Below are 17,452 nucleotides of genomic sequence, written 5' to 3'. Positions count from 1 at the left end.
ATTTCGTTTCTTTTGCACTGCACTTAGAAGGAAAGGTTTACGCCAAGGGTGTAGCGCGCTTCTTGAACCCAAAGCGAATGGAACTGGTCTTCGAACTGGGTGTAGCTTTTGCGGCTTTCCTCGGTGAGGTTGGTACCGTTGAGGAAGACACTGACGTAATCGTTGAACCAGTAGCTGGTAGAAATATCCAGGTAACCGGTGGATTCCGCCCATTGTCCAAGTTCCAGTACGGCGGCGTTGGAGTTAACCGCTGCACGGCCAACGTACTCTTCGCTACGCCAGTTGTAGGCGACACGCACGTTAAAGCCCGCGTTGTCGTACCACAGAATAAGGTTGGACTGATGCTCGGAGTTGGAAGGGAGTGGGAAGGCATTGCCTTGAATATCTTCGCTGCCGGAATCGCTCTGCGAGTAGGTGTAGTTAAATTCAACACCGGTAGAACTTAGGAAGGCGCCGGGTAGCATGGTGAAGGGTTGCTTGTAGCCCAGCTCCATACCATAAAGGTCGGAAGCGCCTGCGTTGCGGGTTGTCCAGATATTGGCGTAACGGTTACGGTTAATACCGTCCATATCGGAGAAGTTACGCTGTTCCTGCAGCTCTTCGACTGATGAGTCTACTTGAATCAGGAAAATGCCAAGGCCAAGGATGGCGTTATCGGCAAAGTACCATTCCGCCGAGGTGTTATACACGTTGGCGATCCAAGGTTTGATGTCGGGCACACCGCGGTCGTCACCGCCGCCGACACAACCAACGGTATCTTGTACAGATTGTGATGTTGCCGGGTTAAGTACCATCACGGGGTCGCCATTGGCATCGGTTTTCGGGCATTGACTAACCCATAGGCTCAAGCTGGCGCCTACATTTTCCAGATCGTTACGGGTCATGGTGCGGCTGGCGCCAAAGCGTACCACCACATCATCGTGCGGGAAGAGGTTTAGGTTGGCCGACGGTAGATACTCTGTGTCGCTGTTCTTAATAGTGTCTACGTCTGATACATAAGCGATTTTTTGCCAGTCGTCGTAGCCGAGGGAGTTAAAGGAATCTAATACCTCGGGCACAATACTCTTTTCCACCGTACGGTCGGTTATAACCGCCTGTAAGCCGACATTGGCGCGGAAGGGTATACCGAATAAGCCCTGTTCATCATTACTAAAGTTCAACTGCGCGTAGACATTAGTGGATGCTTCTTCAACACCGTAGGTGTAGCCGGGGTCGTTCACCGTGCGGGTGCCGGGATAAAGGCTGTTCATAAATGCGTAGGGGTTGTCCCACTTTTTGGGGTCGAGAGAGGCAACGCCGTTCTCAAAGCCTTTTATCGGGCCAAAGTCAGAGAACGCGACGGTATCAGCGGCGGAAAAGCCGTTATCCCGCAGACCGCCTACATCGATCAGGCTGGAATTGGTTTCACTGTAATCAAATTTCAGCCAGTTGGGGAATTTTTGCCAAACTAGGTTGCCTGGTAGCAGCTGGTAGCGCTTGTCGGCGGGTACGCGAGGGTCTTCCCAGTCGGTGTATCGGCCTGTGGGGCTGACATAGAAAAACTTGTTGTAATCGGCTGAGCGCACACCGTAACGAACGCCGCCTTCAATTGAGCTGACATAGTTGTGTTCAAAATCGAACTTGATGTCGGCACGAATGGCGCTGAGGTCGGCCTCGGTATTGGCTCCCTCAGCAAAGCCCTGATACTGCTTCAGTAGGTTGGCGTCAGACAGGTCATCGGTGTAGTTGAACGACGGATAGTCGCCGGTGTAGTCCACGGAGACCCTGTAGCCATCAACCGGGTCTTTACCTGGGGTACCATTTTCGTCCACCCATAACCACGCGGGTGTTCCCTGCTGAAAGGTCGCTTTACGATATTGTTTTTCGGCGTTGGCGTGAATAACGCGGAAGCTGGCTTCGAGGTTGTCGTTGTTGGTGTAAGTGAGCTCGATATTGCTGTTAATGGCGGCTGTTTTATTGATTTCGTTACTGGAGGTGGTTTGGAAGTCTGCCGCCCAAATATTGGCGACTTGCAGCGTGTGTAGCTCGGGTGACTGGGTATTGCCGTCGGCATCGGTGTAGGTGATGGTTGTACCTGGCCCTACTCTGGAGCCTGGTTGCAGGGTGTCGTAGAGACCGCTTGCGCGAGGTGGATTGGGTTCACCATCCTCTACATCGTCACGGGCGAAGGACAACGGTGTTTCCTTGGAGTTAAACGCCGCTTTCACACCCCGGTCATACTGTTCCATTTCGTTGTAGAACACATCACCCCGAATGGCCCAGTTGTCGTTGAAATCAAATTTGGCACTTATCGAACCGCCCATGCGGTCGCGTTCCATAAAGTTACTGCCAGCACCGTATTGCTCGGGCACCATATACCAGTCGTTTATCAGGTCGCCGTCACCGTCTAGGTCTAGCGGGTCGGTTGGGGTTTCGCCGGGTTCGTCGAGGAACGCCAGTCTTTGGTTGTCCCACATGGAGTAATTTGCGGCGTAGGTATTGGAGACATAGGCGCTGCCTACAACGGCGAAGTTCTCATTATTGTTAAAGCCCGCGACTGCGGAGAGATTGAGGTCGGGGTCGCGGCGAGAGGTCGATCCGTCGGCATTCACTTCTTCGTTAGAGAGTGAGCCCATACCCAACTCGGCGCGTAAGCGGCCGGTAAAGCCGACATCAAGGCTGGTAGGGTCGAGGGTTTTAAGGTCGACAACCCCAGAAATACCACCCGCTAATGTATTGGCCGACTGAGATTTGTACACATCGACACCGCTAATCATACCCGCGGGTACGTCGGAAAAATTGGCTTGAACTTCGGTAATAGACCAGGGGCTAAGGAACTGCTCACCGTTGAGGGTGGTCAGCACCTGTGGCATGCCACGTACGTTGAGAGAGGTGCCTTCACCGGCTACGCGAGTGATTTGTACACCCGTTACCCGCTGTAGTGAGTCGGTAATAGTGGTATCGGGCAGCTTGCCAATGTCTTCCGCAACAATGGAGTCCACCATGTTGTCGGATTGGCGCTTGATATCAATGGATTTTGCCTGAGAGGCTCGAACACCGGTAACAATAACCTCTTCTTCGAGGATAGCGTTTTCGATCTCGGTATTGGGTGTGTCCTGGGCGTAGGCACCTGAGCCGCTAATAGCGCACCCTATGGCGAACGCCAGCGCGCTCTTTCTCGCTGTGAATTTGCTGGGTCTGGTCATATCGAGCATCCTCGTGTTGTTATCGTTGTGTAGATCTTGCAGCTCTTGTGCTGTTAGGGGCGATAATCCCTGGGCGGTGGTAAGTGCTGCTGGGGCCGTATACCGGGGTTTACAGCCTAATATTGTTATATGTATGCCCGGTAACCGGTTACATCTTTGGTGACGCCTCTTTTGAGATGTTATTGTCGAGGAGGCTATACCGAAATTTTGTAACAATGTGAGCGGGATTTCAGCCGATTGTAACCGGTTACTTTGCGTTTTGCACAGTAAAAATGGCACGTAAGCATACAAATATGTTCTGTTATGGCGCAGGGGGGTGGTTAAGGCTGTAGATGGCAGGGTAGGGGGCGTTGAAATCTTGTCGTCAGGTCGGGGATCGAGGGAAGGGAGAGCCCGGGCGCTCCCCTATATGTGGAATTTATTACGTGGCTCTGCGACTTCTGTTGTCGAGCAGTTGAGCGTACATAGATCGGTTGTTTTATCCATGTTGCGCCGGGGAAGGCTTGGCTGTCCTTCTAGGGGAGTCAACGACCTAATGCAGTTTGCTAGGCCGTACCTTTCTGGCAATGTGTGCGATTTGTGGACGTCGTTTAAATTTCCCGCCAAGCCACCAGTATGCCTGTACATTTTGCCGTGCACATGAACCACACACAAAGCCAAGGGCAAATAGCGATTAATAGAGGTGCCTCTTAGTAGGCGTCAGACCAATTGTTGTTGGAGTTGCACATTTATAGCGAAATTACGATGGCATTGGTGCCGGATGATTTGAATGATTCTTAGTGTGTTGATTTAGTTACACACTTAAACAGCGGTATTTGCTATATCTGAGCAAATATGACGCATGCGTGAGGTTGTGCCGGTTTGTACAATAAATATTGTAGGGCTGGCGGCATGGTAGGCGTTGTATCAAAACGACAACCGTAAATAGCCTCCAGCCCAGAAAAATTACCAGCGTTTAAAGTAGCGTTCTGTCGCGTTTTTAACCCAATTTTGGTGAACCTGTGGCGGGCGCTCCAAAATGTTGTGCTTAACGCAATCGGCGTAACTGGAATCGTCCTCTTTAATGTGTTCCAGTAGCCAGTTCAGCAGCATTTCTGACAGCAGTTTTGCGATATCTTCGCCGTTGTTAAAAAGTTGTTGCAGGTGATCGAGTTCTTTCTTAAAAAGGAGATGACTTTTTTTATGTGCTTCTATTGCCGGGTAGTCAGCTTCTTCCATTAATTCTTCTTCAAATTCAAAGTGAGAAAGGGTGTAATCCACCAATAAATTTAATATTTCTGATATTTGCTGATTGCTTTTGTCGCTGTCATCCAGCGTTTTAAGAAGGTTAATGTATTCGACGATCCGTTTGTGTTGACCGTCAATGACAGGAATGCCAATTTCATATTTTTCAGACCAAGTGATCATAGTCGTTACCTTTTATTTATTTTAATTTTGATAGCTCTGACGGCCTGTCTCTACACTTTACTCTGCGGTTTTTCGTGGCGTTTGCCGTAATAACAGGTTGGCAAAAGCGTTCTACCTGCAACAACAGGGGTTGGTTAAAAGCAATAAGTAGCCTTAGCTAAATAACCGGGAAAACCAGCCGTATTTCTGATTCATAATTTTTCGTGTAACATTTAATAATGTTGGCGCGAGCGATGTTGTCATGGTCGCGATCATTGTATTTGTCTGCCAAGTTTTGCGAATAATTAAACGTTCTTTTGTAATATTATCGTCGTATTGGGCTCTCTGCTAAAAATCACTCACCCAGCGAGTAAATAGCTACCCATTTTCTTGTGTCCATGGGTGAGGGGGTGCCGGGCATTTTCCATAAGACTTTGTTTAAACGCAAATTGCGAGAGCGAGTACTCCCTCCGGCCGTCGAGAGCGCTGGGAATATCGTCATTATTGTGCTCTTGTTGGGCATGAGCGACTGCGTTAATGTGTTCAATACTGCGCTGATGCGGGGAGCCAATAACCGGTATTCCCAGTTCAAATACTGAGCTGCGCCTTACCGCCATTGATGTTTCTCCCGAATCAGGTTGGAGTTCCTTGCGAATAGACTAGAGGCCGGTTGTTGGTACTGCTTAGATACAGATCAATTATTGCCCGTTTAAAATGCGTCGGTGTACCTCAAAGGGTAGAGGGTGGCGGCTGTTTTATTTTTTGGTTTGGAATGCAGTTTGCCCCCGGCGGGTTTGATAGGGGTACAATTTGGCTTCATATATAAAATAACCCTTTTTTTCAAAGCAGGGTGGTTCCGATTTGATGCGAATAAGACATTATGCAGTCTTGCTTCTAACGCCGTTTTTTTGTTGTTGCGCGATACATGCCGAGACTAAACCGCTAGCGGAGCCTTTGCAGTATGCGCTTGAGTATCGTTTTAAGCCCCGGCCTGAAGAGAAAAGTATCGACGTCACGCTTTCGGTCGAGCACGCCGAATTAGTTCGGAAGCTGGATTTCAATCTTAAGAATAGCCGCTGTTATGATTTCCGCAGCCAGGCAGGGTTGACGCGAGTAGGTGATCGGTTGGCTTGGCTGCCCGAGGGGTCCACGGCGGTGCTTAAGTATCGTTGTTCGGTGAATAGCGAGCGAGAATCGAATGGCGGCTCTAAAGCCTATGACGCCATCATTACGCCAAATTACACGCTGTTTCGTGGTGATGATATGGTTCCTTCGGTACGCAGTTTCACTCGAAAAGGGGCTAAGTCCAGCGCGACACTTGTGTTTGACCTGCCCGAGGGGTGGTCAGTAAATACCGGTTGGACGCGGACAAAGCCCACTGACAAGGGCGGGAAAGCGCCCACCTTTAAAATTGAGAATGGCGAGCGCAATTTTGATCGCCCCACAGGGTGGATGCTTGCAGGTAAAATTGCCACACGGCGTGAAGTTATTCTGCTTTCCGGAGACCGTCGTTCTCGTGTAGCGGTGAGTGCCCCCGAGGGGTCTGGCATGCGACGTATGGATATTCTGGTGTATGCTCAAATTCTTTGGCCGAAAATGGAGGCTGCTTTTGGCCGCATGCCTGAAAAAGTGCTAATTGTAGGGGGCGATGACCCACTATGGCGTGGAGGACTTTCTGCGCCCAATTCTTTCTACATGCACGCAGCGCGACCCATTGTCAGTGAAAATGGCACTAGCGCGCTGGCGCACGAATTTGTCCATATGGTGACCCGGATCCGTGGCAAGAAAAACTTTGATTGGATTGCCGAGGGTATTGCCGAGTTCTATTCTGTTGAGTTGTTGTACCGTGCAGGGGGTATCAGCAGTAACCGACGTGAACGTATCCTAGAGGCACAAAAAAAACGCGCGGCCCATATCCGCACGTTAAGTGCTCACGAATCTTCAGGCGCTAACACTGCTGCCGCATACGTCCTGTTTTATACGTTAGATGCTGAAGTTCGGGCCGTAAGCCAAGGCAAATATACGCTTGACGATATTGTCCGCGAATTAATGGTGCGACGTAAAGTGGATACCAGAGACTTAGTTAACACGTTTACATTCATTACCGGGGGAGTTTCGAAAGTGCTTCAGAGCGAACGGGTGCGAGGGTCAGAATGAAATTAACCAGACGGCTATTTAAACTCTCGCTATTACTGCTGTTAAGTGCCTGTGACCGTAGTGGTGAACTGAGCGCATTGGGAACTATTGAGCGAGATCGCATTATTCATAAAGCAACCGCTGCGGAAATTATTCTTGAGCAGCCGGTGAAAGAAGGCCGTTATGTTCAGCAGGGCACGTTGCTGGTGAAGCTGGATAACCGGCGTCAGCTTGCGCGAACAGCCAAAGCCGAGGCGGATGTTGCTCGAATGGCCGCGATATGGGAGAAATTGCGCAATGGCGCACGAGTCGAAGATATCGACGTTGCAAAAGCTCAGGTGAATGGTGCTATGGCGGCACTGACGGTGGCCGAAAAAAATTACCAACGTGCACGTGAATTAAGCCTTAAAAAATTAAATACACAGGCGCAGATGGATGCCGCCGTCGCACGGCGAGATTCCGCCGAAGCAGAGCTGGAGAGTGCGCGTAAGCATCTGTTGGTGCTAACGAACGGTACACGTAAGGAAGACCTAGAAGAGGCCGAAGCGACCTATAAATCGGCGCAGGCACAGTTGACCCTAGAACAAATTCAACTCGGTGAGTTAAACGTTGTTGCTACCAGAGATGGGCTACTGGATAGCTTGCCGTGGAATACTGGTGAGCGAGTAGCCGCGGGTTCAGCTGTGGCTATTGTGCTTGCGGGCGACGCGCCTTACGCTCGGGTGTATGTGCCTGAACCGGCGCGTGCCAGCTTAAAGGTTGGCGCTAAGCGCTCAGTGATTATTGACGGTATGGAAGAAACGTTTGAAGGCCAGCTGAGGTGGATCTCTTCCGACCCAGCCTTTACGCCTTATTATGCGATGAATGAGCGTGATCGTTCTCGGTTGGTCTACCTAGCGGAATTTGAGCTACCAACAGGTACTGATCTCGCTTCTGGTGTACCAGCTGAAGTTTTATTGAAGGCACCATAGTGGTAAGCGAATCTTCACCCAATGCCATCGCCATTGAGGCCAATCAGCTCACCCGACGCTTTGGTGAATTTGTGGCCGTAGACCGGCTTAGCTTAAGGGTGCCTCGCGCTTCCATATATGGCTTTTTAGGCCCCAACGGTTGTGGCAAATCTACCACAATTCGCATGCTATGCGGGTTGCTTTCTCCCAGCGAGGGTAGTGTTAACGTGCTTGGGTTGGAGGTGCCAAAACAGGCTGAAGCATTGCGTTTACGTATTGGCTATATGACCCAAAAGTTTTCGTTATATGAAGATTTAACCGCAGCCGAAAATTTAAAATTCATGGGCAAAATTTATCGCCTGCCAAAAAAGCAATTGCAAGCAAGGATTCAGTGGTTGCTCGAGCGTTATTCTCTTCTCGACATAGCTAAGCAGCGAACGGGGAGCATGAGTGGCGGCCAGCGACAGCGGTTAGCGTTGGCAGCAGCAACTTTACATGAGCCGGATTTACTTTTTTTAGATGAGCCAACATCGGCGGTAGATCCTGAAAACCGTCGGAATTTTTGGGAAATGCTATTCGACCTATGTGATGCGGGAACCACTATTTTAGTCTCAACCCACTACATGGACGAAGCCGAGCGTTGCCATCGGCTTGCTATTTTGGATGAGGGGCGCCTTTGTGCTGAGGGTTCACCGCAAGCACTTATGAATGAAATCGGTGCAACGGTTGTTGAGGTAGAAGCCACTAATTTACGCGAACTCAAAGCAAAACTTGTGGCCCTGCCGGATGTTAAATCGGTGGCTCAACAGGGGGTTAGGCTTAGGGTTTTAGTTGCTGATTCTATTGCACAACCAATTCCCTACCTGAAAACCACATTGGAAAATGATTCGTTGGTGTGCACTAAAGTCTATCCAAGTCTGGAGGATGTTTTTGTAACCGTCACCGGGGGGCCAACGGCATAATGCTTTCGCAGCGAAGAATTTTGGCGGTAATCTTTAAGGAGTTTGTTCAGCTGCGTCGAGATCGTATGACGTTTGGCATGGTTGTTATGATCCCGCTGGTACAGCTATTACTTTTTGGTTACGCCATTAATACCGATGTACGGCATATCCCTATAGGCGTTGTTGACCTGAGTGGTAGTGGTGCCGCTCGCATCATTGAACAGGCGGTGAAGGCTACCCAAGTGGTAAGGGTCCACCAGCGCTTTAACACACCGCAGGAAGCAGAAGAAGCGATTGTGCGAGGTGATATTCGTGCGGCAATGATCTTCCCTGCGGATTTGACCGCGCGCATTGTGCGTGAAGATATATTGGCGCAATGGCTGGTGGATGCATCGGATACTATGGTGAGTTCCGCGTTGTTGCAGTTGCGGCAAATGTCGCTGGACCAACTTATAGTTGAGCCGAATTTAAAGCGTGCTGTTCATAAGCCTACATTTGAGGTCGCGCTTTTCTTTAATCCTACGCGTCGATCTGCGGTCAATATTGTACCGGGGCTTACCGCCGTGATCTTAACCATGACCATGATTTTGTTTACCTCAACGGCCATTGTGCGTGAACGTGAGCGTGGCAACTTGGAATTGCTCATTACCACACCGATCAAACCCATTGAATTGATGATCGGTAAAATAGTGCCTTATATTTTTATAGGCTTGTTGCAGGTAAGTATTATTCTGTTGTTGGGTTACTGGGTTTTTGATGTGCCTATTAACGGGTCTTTACTGCATATTTATATGGCGACATTGCTCTTTATTGCCGCAAGCTTAACCTTGGGTTTGATTATTTCTACCGTAGCGAAAACACAACTCCAGGCCATGCAAATGACTGTTTTTGTATTGCTGCCGTCGATTTTATTAAGCGGTTTTATGTTTCCCTACGAGGCGATGCCGACAGTCGCACAGTACATTGCCGAAGCATTACCGGCAACGCATTTTATGAGAATGATCCGTGCTGTTGTTCTGCGTGGAGCCGAAGTGCAGGTGTTACTGGTCGACTCATTATGGCTGATTGGGTTTAGTGTGCTGGGCTTGGTGGTAGCCTCTATGCGCTTCAGCAAGCGCCTAGATTGATATAGGTCGTATCAAGGCGTGCTTTAAGCACTCTTGTTGTCGCAGGTACACATTCTCTCGCCATCAGGGGTTTGCCATTCTCGGTAAAATTGCTCTTGGCACTCTACCTGTAACAAATTACAGTGAGACCCCCTGTTCATTTTTCCATCCATCACTTCCGGAATTATGATATTGGCTGCGGTATCTTTGGTGAAGCTACAGCCTGTTGTGGCAAGCATATATGCCGCAAATGGACATAATAACCAGCGAAGAGATGACTGAAAAGTACCCATGCAAACCTCCGTGCGGTGATTCTGTGTGGAAAAACTTAGTTGTTAGAATCGCAGGTGCTAATTTTGTTCCTTAGGTAATCGAATTTACTGAAGTATTACCACATTAAATCATCTGGAATTTGATAATCTGCGTAGGGATCATCGTCTTCCACATTGTGTGCTTTGTCGGCTAGGGCGATAATGGTTTCCGTACTGCGCTGTTCTATTTTGGCCGCAACAGCTGCGGGGATTAAAGAGTAGTTTTCGCCCAGTTTGGCTACGGCTAGTTGCCCTCTTGACAGCTCACCTTGTTGCTTAGCGGAGACTAGAATCTTTTTGATGGTGGTGCCGTCTTTAAAGTTATAGGCGATGTCACCATCACGGGAGATGGCGTTAATGGTGACCAGCTGGCGGATCTGCGCGAGTATGGCTTTCTTCTCGGCTTCGGCATTTCGCTGCGCATTTAACTGGCGGTCGCGTTCGGCTTTTTCGGCCATAGCGCGCTTTGAGGCTTCTTTGGTTTCGTCGATAACGGGTTGAGATGATTTTCGCTCAACCTTTTTTTGTTTGGCTTTTTGTTTTTTAACCTGCTTAGCTTTTTTGGAATCTACCAAACCGGCTTTTAACAGTTGGTCTTGTAGGTTGCTCATAATTATTTTCTCGCTGTAACTGAATTTTTATGGCCATAGATGTGTGGGGATGGTGCCCTGCCGTAATAGCGATGCCACATCCATCCCTACTGCCACACCTGCGTGTACAAAAAAACCACCCCAAATGGAGCGTGAGCGTAGGGCGAGTATGCCTAAAAACAACCCAAACAAAATTGCGCCAGTGGCTTCCATCCAGAGTTTGGGGAAGTGGATCATTAAGTAGGGTACACACATCATCCATACGGCATTGGCGCCCATGGCGGGCCTTAAGGCATTGATGATAAAACCTCGAAAGAAGAATTCCAGACAAATAAATTGCGTTAGGTAAAGTATTTCCCAAGTTATGAAATCAAACCAGCTTCTGCCTGCTTTTTTGTAAAAGGGATAGTGGTTAATAAAGTCTTCGCGAAAACTTACGAGAAATATAAAAAACAAAATGGGCGTAAGCAGTAATAAATAGCCCTTCCAGTGTTTGCGGGTATCGTTAAATCGCCAACCCATATCCGTAAAGCTGGTTTTTAATGCATAGCGAATAATAAAGAACGGGATTACGACATAACCGATTATATGCCATAGCGTCCACCAACCGTAGGCCGCTAAGTGGATGAATTCATGGTGCCTTAATTGGATTTCCCAGTAGTTACTTTGCTTACCTTGCCATTTAGAGAGCATTTCTAAGGTGGCCGAGAAAGCAGAGAAGTACTTCAAATAGTGGATGAGCAGCAGGCAAACGCATACGCAGGCGAGTGTCCAGAAGATTCGTCGCAGGCTATCGTGTCGGTTGAGCGTATAGGAGGGCGCCTGCTGGTCTATTTCGTCCAGTGCTACAAAAATATTACGGGGGTCTAAAGCAAAAAGTTTTTTCATGGTAATGTGCTGATAATCAGTGAAAGGCCCACCAGTATGGTGACCACTTCGAATACGCGTTTAATGAGCGGGTTGCCGTATTTAACCGCAATATGGGCGCCGCTGTAACCCCCAATTAGAGAACCGAGCAGCAGCATCGGTAGCCACTCCCATTTTACCGTGGTTAACAGCGCTAGAGTAAGGGCGCCGGTACCGTTCCAGAATAAGCCTACTAAAATCATGGTATAGGCGGTTGCTCGCTTGTAGTCAAAGCCAAACCATGTAACTAACCACATGGTGACAAAAAGTCCGGTGCCAGAGGTTAGCGATCCGTTGAAAAAACCGAGAATAAATAGACCGAATGCGCCGCCAATATACCCGCCTAGGGTGCGGTTTTTAGTGTTTTGGGTTTTACCCAATTGCTTTTTGAAATAGGAGTATACGCCCAGGGCAATGGTGAGCATGCCAAGGGATGCTTTAGCGATGTGCTCAGGAATACTCAGAATGACATTCGCGCCTATGATCACGCCAGGGATTCCGGCCGTTAGCATGAGCAATGCAAAGGCTAAGTGGGTGTTTCGTTGTTGCGCATGCTTAAGTGTTGCGCCAGCACCAAGAGCAACGGTTGCAATTTTGTGTGTTGCCAAGGCCATAGAAAATGGTAGGCCAAGGAATATCAGTGCAGGCAATTGCAGTAAACCGGCACCACCGCCAGCCATTGCCGACACTAAGTTTGAAATAAGGGCTACCACCAGTAGCATTGACTGCTCGGCTAGGTCCGTCATAGTGAACTTTCTTGTATGCTTTGAAACTCTTCAATGGCTGATTGTAGCGGCTGGGGCGGGAAGGTCGTTTCTTGAAGTGCGTGAATTAATTTAAGCGTTAAAAAGGCGTCAAACCACTGATGGAATTGGGTCTCGAACGCCGTGAGGGAGCTGCAGTGTGATTGCGAGTGCGTAAAAAATTTATCGATACCTAATTGTTTCAGAGGCATACGCAAAATATTGGGTAGTGTCTGCAGGGGATCGTTTCCGTTACGGAGGGCTGCCCACATTTTCTCAATGGATTCCAACAAGCTTCGAAGGTAGGGATATATTGCAGCATTGTAATAGCAGTATTCTTGGCGGTCGGGATCTAGCGCCATTATTTTGGCTACGGCGGGCCCTGTTCCAAAAGGAACCCTGTTTGATTCCCTTGCGGCAATTTTAACCGAGATATTTCCGCAAAATTCTACTTGCCCTAGCTTTGCAAGTTTATTTAAAAGGTAGAAATCTTCACCGCCGGCTCGCTTAGGAAAGCCTCTAGCCTGACAGTAGTGCTCAATAGAAAATGCAAGCGTACTACCAAGCGTGTAAAACGCGTAGGGGGAGCCAGACCACTGAAGCGCTCTGTGGAAGTACTTTAGGGCCTGTTCGTATAATTGTGTAGCATGCCAACATGCTACTGTGGGCTGGGGTTCCACCTTATTGGTATGTTCGAAACTAAAAACCAATGCACTGTTGTTTTTATCTGTTGTTGCCGCGGAGCTAAAATAGTTTGACGGAAGGTAGGCATCGGCATCGGTTGAGTAAACCCATTGCTTGGTTAGCTTTTTCTGCTGGTAAAGCTCGCAGGCCATGTCGCTGGCGATTTTCCTTGCTAGGCCCACGCCTTGCTTAGGGGGTATGGGGTGCGCTTTATGTCGATCAACGAGAAATAAATAACAATTGTGTTGTTGGTACAGGCTGAGGTTGCCATTTTGCCAGAGAGCGCTGCCAAAAAACGTTAGCGCTTGCTGTTCCAGTGCCAGGTTTTCCTGATTGTCGGTTTGCGTGTCTGGGCGGTTTACCACTAATATGAGTAAACAGTTAGCTGTATAGCTAGCAGCGAGATCAAAAAACCGTTGAATGAAATCGCAGGATTCATTCCGTGCAGGAATCACTAAGCAGTGGTCGACACTGAACGGCGGTAGATCCGTAAGTAAGCGAATTTCGGCTTCGGCATATTGCTGAAGGTATTTTCTGATAGCACTCATTATTAGAGGCGCCCTTAATGCCTGCTAGTGCAGTGCGGCAATGATGGGTAGGTCGGCGACAATATCGGCTTCTGCTTCGAGTATTTCATTCAGTCGATCTTCAACTACGGATTGTTCAAAATAGTTTAACGCCAGTTTTTCGAATAGGTCTTCGTGACGAGCTTCGGATTCAGTAATAGCGATATAAAACGCTTTTAATTCGCCGGGCGGTAATGCCTCGGCGATCAAGCCAAATCTTTCACAACCTCGAGCTTCGATAACACTGCCTAGTAGCAAACGGTCGAGCAGGTACACATCGCTGCCCTTGCGCGTGAGTTTACGCAGGTTGTTGACGTAAGGGTCGCGGGTGTCGACACCTAATTGCAGGCCGCGTTTGCTCATAATTTTTACGACTTCACGAAAGTGCATCATTTCTTCGATGCTTAAGTCGATCATGGCTTCAACAATGTCGGGTTTGTCGGGGTAGTGCGACAACATGGATATGGCCATACCCGAAGCCTTTTTTTCGGCTGCGGCATGATCGATCAAAAAAGCATCAAGATTGGCGAGAACAGTATCTGTCCACGCCTGGGGAGTTTTGTAGCGTAATTTGCACATAATGTAGCGGCTTAACCGTCCTGAGGTATAATGCGCGGCCAGTATACCCTAGGAGCCTGTAGATGACCGGTTCCAGGCTGCTTAAAAGAACAACCGAATCAGGAAATCCAGCATGATTATCAAGCCAAAAGTTCGTGGTTTTATCTGCACTAATGCCCACCCAAAGGGCTGTGCTGCCAGCGTTTCGCATCAAATCGATTATATTAAGGCTCAGCCTTCGATCGAGAACGGCCCAAAAAGTGTTCTGGTGATTGGTGCTTCTACGGGCTACGGTTTGGCATCACGTATTTCGGCTGCTTTTGGCTGTGGTGCAAAAACGTTGGGTTTATTTTTCGAGAAAATAGGCACCGAGCGAAAGTCTGGTACAGCGGGTTATTACAATTCGGCTGCATTTCACGCGGCCGCTGAAGAGGCTGGCTTGTGGGCAAAAAGCATTAATGGCGATGCGTTCTCCCATGAAATTAAAGCCAAAGCGATTGATGTTATTAAAGCTGAAATGGGCAAAGTTGATTTGGTTGTCTACAGCCTTGCATCACCGCGACGTAAGGATCCCGATTCAGGTGAAGTGTATTCCTCTGTGCTCAAGCCTGTTGGAAAAACCTATACCTCTAAAGGCTTAAATACCGACACCCTGAAAATCTCTGAAACCACTATCGAGCCTGCCAATGAAGACGAAATAGCTCAAACCGTTAAGGTAATGGGCGGGGAAGACTGGGAGCTGTGGATGAAAGCGCTTAGCGATGCCGACGTTCTGGCCGATGGAGCGAAAACGGTTGCTTATACCTACCTTGGTGAAAAGCTCACCTGGCCGATTTATGGCCACGCAACCATTGGTAGAGCCAAAGAGGATTTGGATCGCGCCGCTACCGCCATTACTGCATCTCTTTCGGGAATCGGCGGCAGTGCTAATGTAGCGGTGCTGAAAGCGGTAGTAACGCAAGCTAGCTCCGCCATTCCTATCATGCCGCTGTACCTTTCTATTTTGTTTAAGGTGATGAAGGAGCAGGGCAGCCATGAAGGTTGTATAGAGCAGCTGCATCGCCTGTTCGCTGAGTGTTTATACACCGATAGCCCGCGTTTGGATGAGGGTAACCGCTTCCGTGTAGATGAGCTGGAGTTGGCTCTCGCTGTTCAGGCTAAGGTTGAAGAGATTTGGTCCGCGGTAACGGAAGAAAACCTTATGGATTTGACCGACTTTAAAGGCTACCAGACAGAATTTTTAAACCTCTTTGGTTTTTCTATTGAGGGTGTGGACTACGAAGCCGATGTCAGTAATGAGGCGGCACTTGAGTTGGTGGAGTAATACTTGCTTCTTTTATTTGGGGTGGTTCGTTGAAGTATCGATCGCTGGGTAATATTAATGTTAGCTTGATTTGCTTGGGTTCCATGACTTGGGGGGAGCAAAATAGCGAGCAGGACGCCTTCGCCCAAATGGACATGGCCGCTGATTATGGTGTGAATTTTATAGACACGGCGGAGATGTATGCCATACCTCCGCGCCCGGAAACCTATGGTTTATCCGAGAAAATCATCGGTAACTGGTTGCTTAGCCGCGGCAATCGCGAAAAGACTGTATTGGCCACAAAAGTGGTGGGGCGCGGTGATCACAATTCCGGTGTTGGTCATATTCGCGGTGGCCCGCGGCTTTCTCGGCAGCACATAGTAGAAGCGGCCGAAAGCTCGTTAAAGCGTTTAAAAACAGACTATATAGACCTCTATCAAGTGCACTGGCCAGAGAGACAGACCAATTTTTTTGGCGAGCTTGGTTATAAACATGGTGGCGACGACGGTTACAGCATAGAAGAAACTTTGGCGGCGCTCGAACAGTTGGTTGAGCAGGGTAAAGTGCGGCAGGTGGGTATTTCCAATGAAACGCCTTGGGGGATTCATCAGTATCTTCGTGTTGCCGAGCAAAAAGGCTGGCCGAAAATTGTCAGTATTCAAAACCCCTACAATTTACTGAATCGTACATTTGAAGTGGCCTCCGCTGAATTTGCCATGCGCGAGGGCGTGCAATTGCTGGCTTATTCACCTTTGGCGTTCGGCGTGCTTACCGGTAAGTACCTAGGAGGCAAAAAGCCCGAGGGTGCCCGGCTTACGTTATTTGAGCGTTTTACGCGATACGGGCAAGTGAATACCGAAGCGGCTGTTCAGGCGTATGTGGATCTCGCCAAAGAACAGGGCATTACCCCTGCTCAGCTGGCGATTGCTTTTGTGAACGGCCGGGAGTTTGTAGCGGCCAATATTATTGGAGCAACAAGCCTCGAGCAATTAAAAACCAATTTGGAGGCTGCTGAGTTGGTGCTTACTGAAGATGTGCTTTCATCTATAGAGATAATTCATCAGCGATACCCTAATCCGGCACCCTGATGCGCGCGAGGGCTGAATTGTTGCTTGAGTGTCAGCGCTCACGCCATTACCATTGACGCCCTTGTTAATACCCCCCTCAAAGTTTGGAGAAAGTTTATGTTTAAAGGCAGCATGGTCGCGCTAGTGACCCCGATGAAAGCGGATAATTCGCTCGATTGGGATGCCCTGCATAAGCTCGTGGAGTGGCATATTGAGCAGGGTACTCACGGCATTGTGGCGGTGGGCACTACCGGTGAGAGCGCTACCCTAAATATGGCCGAGCATGCGGAGGTTATCCGCAAAGTTGTAGATCAAGTCAATGGCCGTATTCCTGTTGTGGCAGGCACGGGGGCAAATTCTACTTCTGAAGCGCTGGAACTTACCGCCGCAGCCAAAGACGCCTGCGCTGACGCTTGTCTATTAGTAACGCCCTACTACAATAAGCCTCCCCAGGAAGGCCTTTACCAGCATTTTAAAGTTATTGCCGAAAGTGTTGCGATTCCCCAGTTGCTATACAACGTGCCGGGGCGCACAGCTGTGGATATGCAAGCCGATACGGTTGGTCGGTTAGCGGAGCTGCCCAATATTATTGGCATAAAAGAAGCCACAGGCAGCATGGAGCGTTTACAGGCTATTCAGGCGGTAACGCCAGATGAGTTTATTCTACTGTCGGGCGATGATGGCACCGCACTTGAATTTATGCGCCTTGGTGGGCACGGTGAAATATCGGTAACCGCCAACGTGGCGCCGGCTCTAACCGCAAAGTTGTGTGAACTGGCGCTGGCGGGAGATGTCGAAGAAGCTCAAATCATTGATGAACGCCTAATGCCTTTGCACAACACGCTATTTTTGGAAGCTAACCCTATTCCGGTTAAGTGGGCGCTGCACCGCATGGGGCTAATCGGCGATGCTATACGCTTGCCGTTGACGCCTTTGGCAGCAGAATACAGGCCCGCACTGGAGGCAGCCATTGAGTCTGCCGGTATCAGTCTTTCAAAATAATAAGATAAGCTTACAAAC

At 49.0% G+C, this 17,452-nt stretch carries 16 protein-coding genes; 7 read left to right on the top strand and 9 right to left on the bottom strand.

The features are described 5' to 3' along the window. Positions 1-23: 23 nt before the first annotated feature. The 3 genes from H5336_RS05175 to H5336_RS05165 all read right to left on the bottom strand — a co-directional run bounded on the left by H5336_RS05175 (position 24) and on the right by H5336_RS05165 (position 5,188). Positions 24-3,185, bottom strand: a complete 3,162-nt coding sequence (locus tag H5336_RS05175) for a TonB-dependent receptor (protein ID WP_221627986.1) — start codon at positions 3,183-3,185, stop codon at positions 24-26. Positions 3,186-4,130: 945 nt separating this feature from the next. Then, positions 4,131-4,592: a bacteriohemerythrin gene (locus tag H5336_RS05170; RefSeq protein ID WP_185232050.1), complete on the bottom strand. Its 462-nt coding sequence runs from the start codon at positions 4,590-4,592 to the stop codon at positions 4,131-4,133. 338 nt (positions 4,593-4,930) lie between these two features. Beyond that, a complete protein-coding gene (locus H5336_RS05165; RefSeq protein WP_185232048.1) occupies positions 4,931-5,188 on the bottom strand; it encodes a hemerythrin domain-containing protein in 258 nt (85 codons plus the stop codon). A 247-nt stretch (positions 5,189-5,435) separates the two neighbouring features. Between H5336_RS05165 and H5336_RS05160 the strand changes: the two genes are divergently transcribed. Genes H5336_RS05160 through H5336_RS05145 form a run of 4 tightly spaced genes read left to right on the top strand, consistent with a single transcriptional unit; the run spans position 5,436 to position 9,725 of the window. After that, on the top strand, positions 5,436-6,728 hold the full coding sequence (locus H5336_RS05160; protein WP_221627985.1) for a hypothetical protein: 1,293 nt from the start codon (positions 5,436-5,438) through the stop codon (positions 6,726-6,728). Continuing rightward, positions 6,725-7,678 (top strand): HlyD family secretion protein, encoded by a 954-nt coding sequence (locus H5336_RS05155; protein ID WP_185232044.1) that lies wholly within the window; start codon positions 6,725-6,727, stop codon positions 7,676-7,678. The genes H5336_RS05160 and H5336_RS05155 overlap by 4 nt, the downstream gene beginning before the upstream one ends. Beyond that, complete coding sequence (locus tag H5336_RS23370) at positions 7,678-8,619, top strand: ABC transporter ATP-binding protein (protein ID WP_313556291.1); 942 nt, start codon at positions 7,678-7,680, stop codon at positions 8,617-8,619. The genes H5336_RS05155 and H5336_RS23370 overlap by 1 nt, the downstream gene beginning before the upstream one ends. Beyond that, the gene (locus tag H5336_RS05145) at positions 8,619-9,725 is read left to right on the top strand and encodes an ABC transporter permease (RefSeq protein WP_185232042.1); all 1,107 of its coding nucleotides are present in this window, start codon (positions 8,619-8,621) and stop codon (positions 9,723-9,725) included. The genes H5336_RS23370 and H5336_RS05145 overlap by 1 nt, the downstream gene beginning before the upstream one ends. Before the next feature lie 23 nt (positions 9,726-9,748). Here the strand turns inward: H5336_RS05145 and H5336_RS05140 are convergent, their stop codons facing one another. The 6 genes from H5336_RS05140 to H5336_RS05115 all read right to left on the bottom strand — a co-directional run bounded on the left by H5336_RS05140 (position 9,749) and on the right by H5336_RS05115 (position 14,083). After that, entirely contained in the window at positions 9,749-9,997 is a 249-nt protein-coding gene (locus H5336_RS05140; RefSeq protein ID WP_185232040.1) for a hypothetical protein, read from the bottom strand. Positions 9,998-10,092: 95 nt separating this feature from the next. Continuing rightward, on the bottom strand, positions 10,093-10,626 hold the full coding sequence (locus tag H5336_RS05135) for a DUF2058 domain-containing protein (RefSeq protein ID WP_185232038.1): 534 nt from the start codon (positions 10,624-10,626) through the stop codon (positions 10,093-10,095). Between the two features lie 27 nt (positions 10,627-10,653). Further along, the gene (locus H5336_RS05130) at positions 10,654-11,493 is read right to left on the bottom strand and encodes a CPBP family intramembrane glutamic endopeptidase (protein WP_185232036.1); all 840 of its coding nucleotides are present in this window, start codon (positions 11,491-11,493) and stop codon (positions 10,654-10,656) included. Beyond that, positions 11,490-12,257 (bottom strand): sulfite exporter TauE/SafE family protein, encoded by a 768-nt coding sequence (locus tag H5336_RS05125; RefSeq protein WP_185232034.1) that lies wholly within the window; start codon positions 12,255-12,257, stop codon positions 11,490-11,492. The genes H5336_RS05130 and H5336_RS05125 overlap by 4 nt, the downstream gene beginning before the upstream one ends. Further along, positions 12,254-13,486 (bottom strand): glycosyltransferase family 2 protein, encoded by a 1,233-nt coding sequence (locus H5336_RS05120; RefSeq protein WP_185232033.1) that lies wholly within the window; start codon positions 13,484-13,486, stop codon positions 12,254-12,256. The genes H5336_RS05125 and H5336_RS05120 overlap by 4 nt, the downstream gene beginning before the upstream one ends. Before the next feature lie 24 nt (positions 13,487-13,510). After that, positions 13,511-14,083, bottom strand: a complete 573-nt coding sequence (locus H5336_RS05115) for a MiaE family protein (RefSeq protein ID WP_185232031.1) — start codon at positions 14,081-14,083, stop codon at positions 13,511-13,513. 112 nt (positions 14,084-14,195) lie between these two features. Between H5336_RS05115 and fabV the strand changes: the two genes are divergently transcribed. The 3 genes from fabV (at position 14,196) to dapA (ending at position 17,434) form a co-directional block, all read left to right on the top strand. Next, positions 14,196-15,386: an enoyl-ACP reductase FabV gene (gene fabV, locus H5336_RS05110; RefSeq protein WP_185232029.1), complete on the top strand. Its 1,191-nt coding sequence runs from the start codon at positions 14,196-14,198 to the stop codon at positions 15,384-15,386. Between the two features lie 29 nt (positions 15,387-15,415). Further along, positions 15,416-16,453 (top strand): NADP(H)-dependent aldo-keto reductase, encoded by a 1,038-nt coding sequence (locus tag H5336_RS05105; RefSeq protein WP_185232027.1) that lies wholly within the window; start codon positions 15,416-15,418, stop codon positions 16,451-16,453. Between the two features lie 96 nt (positions 16,454-16,549). Then, on the top strand, positions 16,550-17,434 hold the full coding sequence (gene dapA, locus H5336_RS05100) for a 4-hydroxy-tetrahydrodipicolinate synthase (protein ID WP_185232025.1): 885 nt from the start codon (positions 16,550-16,552) through the stop codon (positions 17,432-17,434). Positions 17,435-17,452: the final 18 nt, after the last annotated feature.

It is taken from the genome of Teredinibacter franksiae (assembly GCF_014218805.1).
Classification (GTDB): domain Bacteria; phylum Pseudomonadota; class Gammaproteobacteria; order Pseudomonadales; family Cellvibrionaceae; genus Teredinibacter; species Teredinibacter franksiae.
Note: the sequence above shows the minus strand (reverse complement) of the source record. Positions and strands in the feature narration are given on the sequence as shown.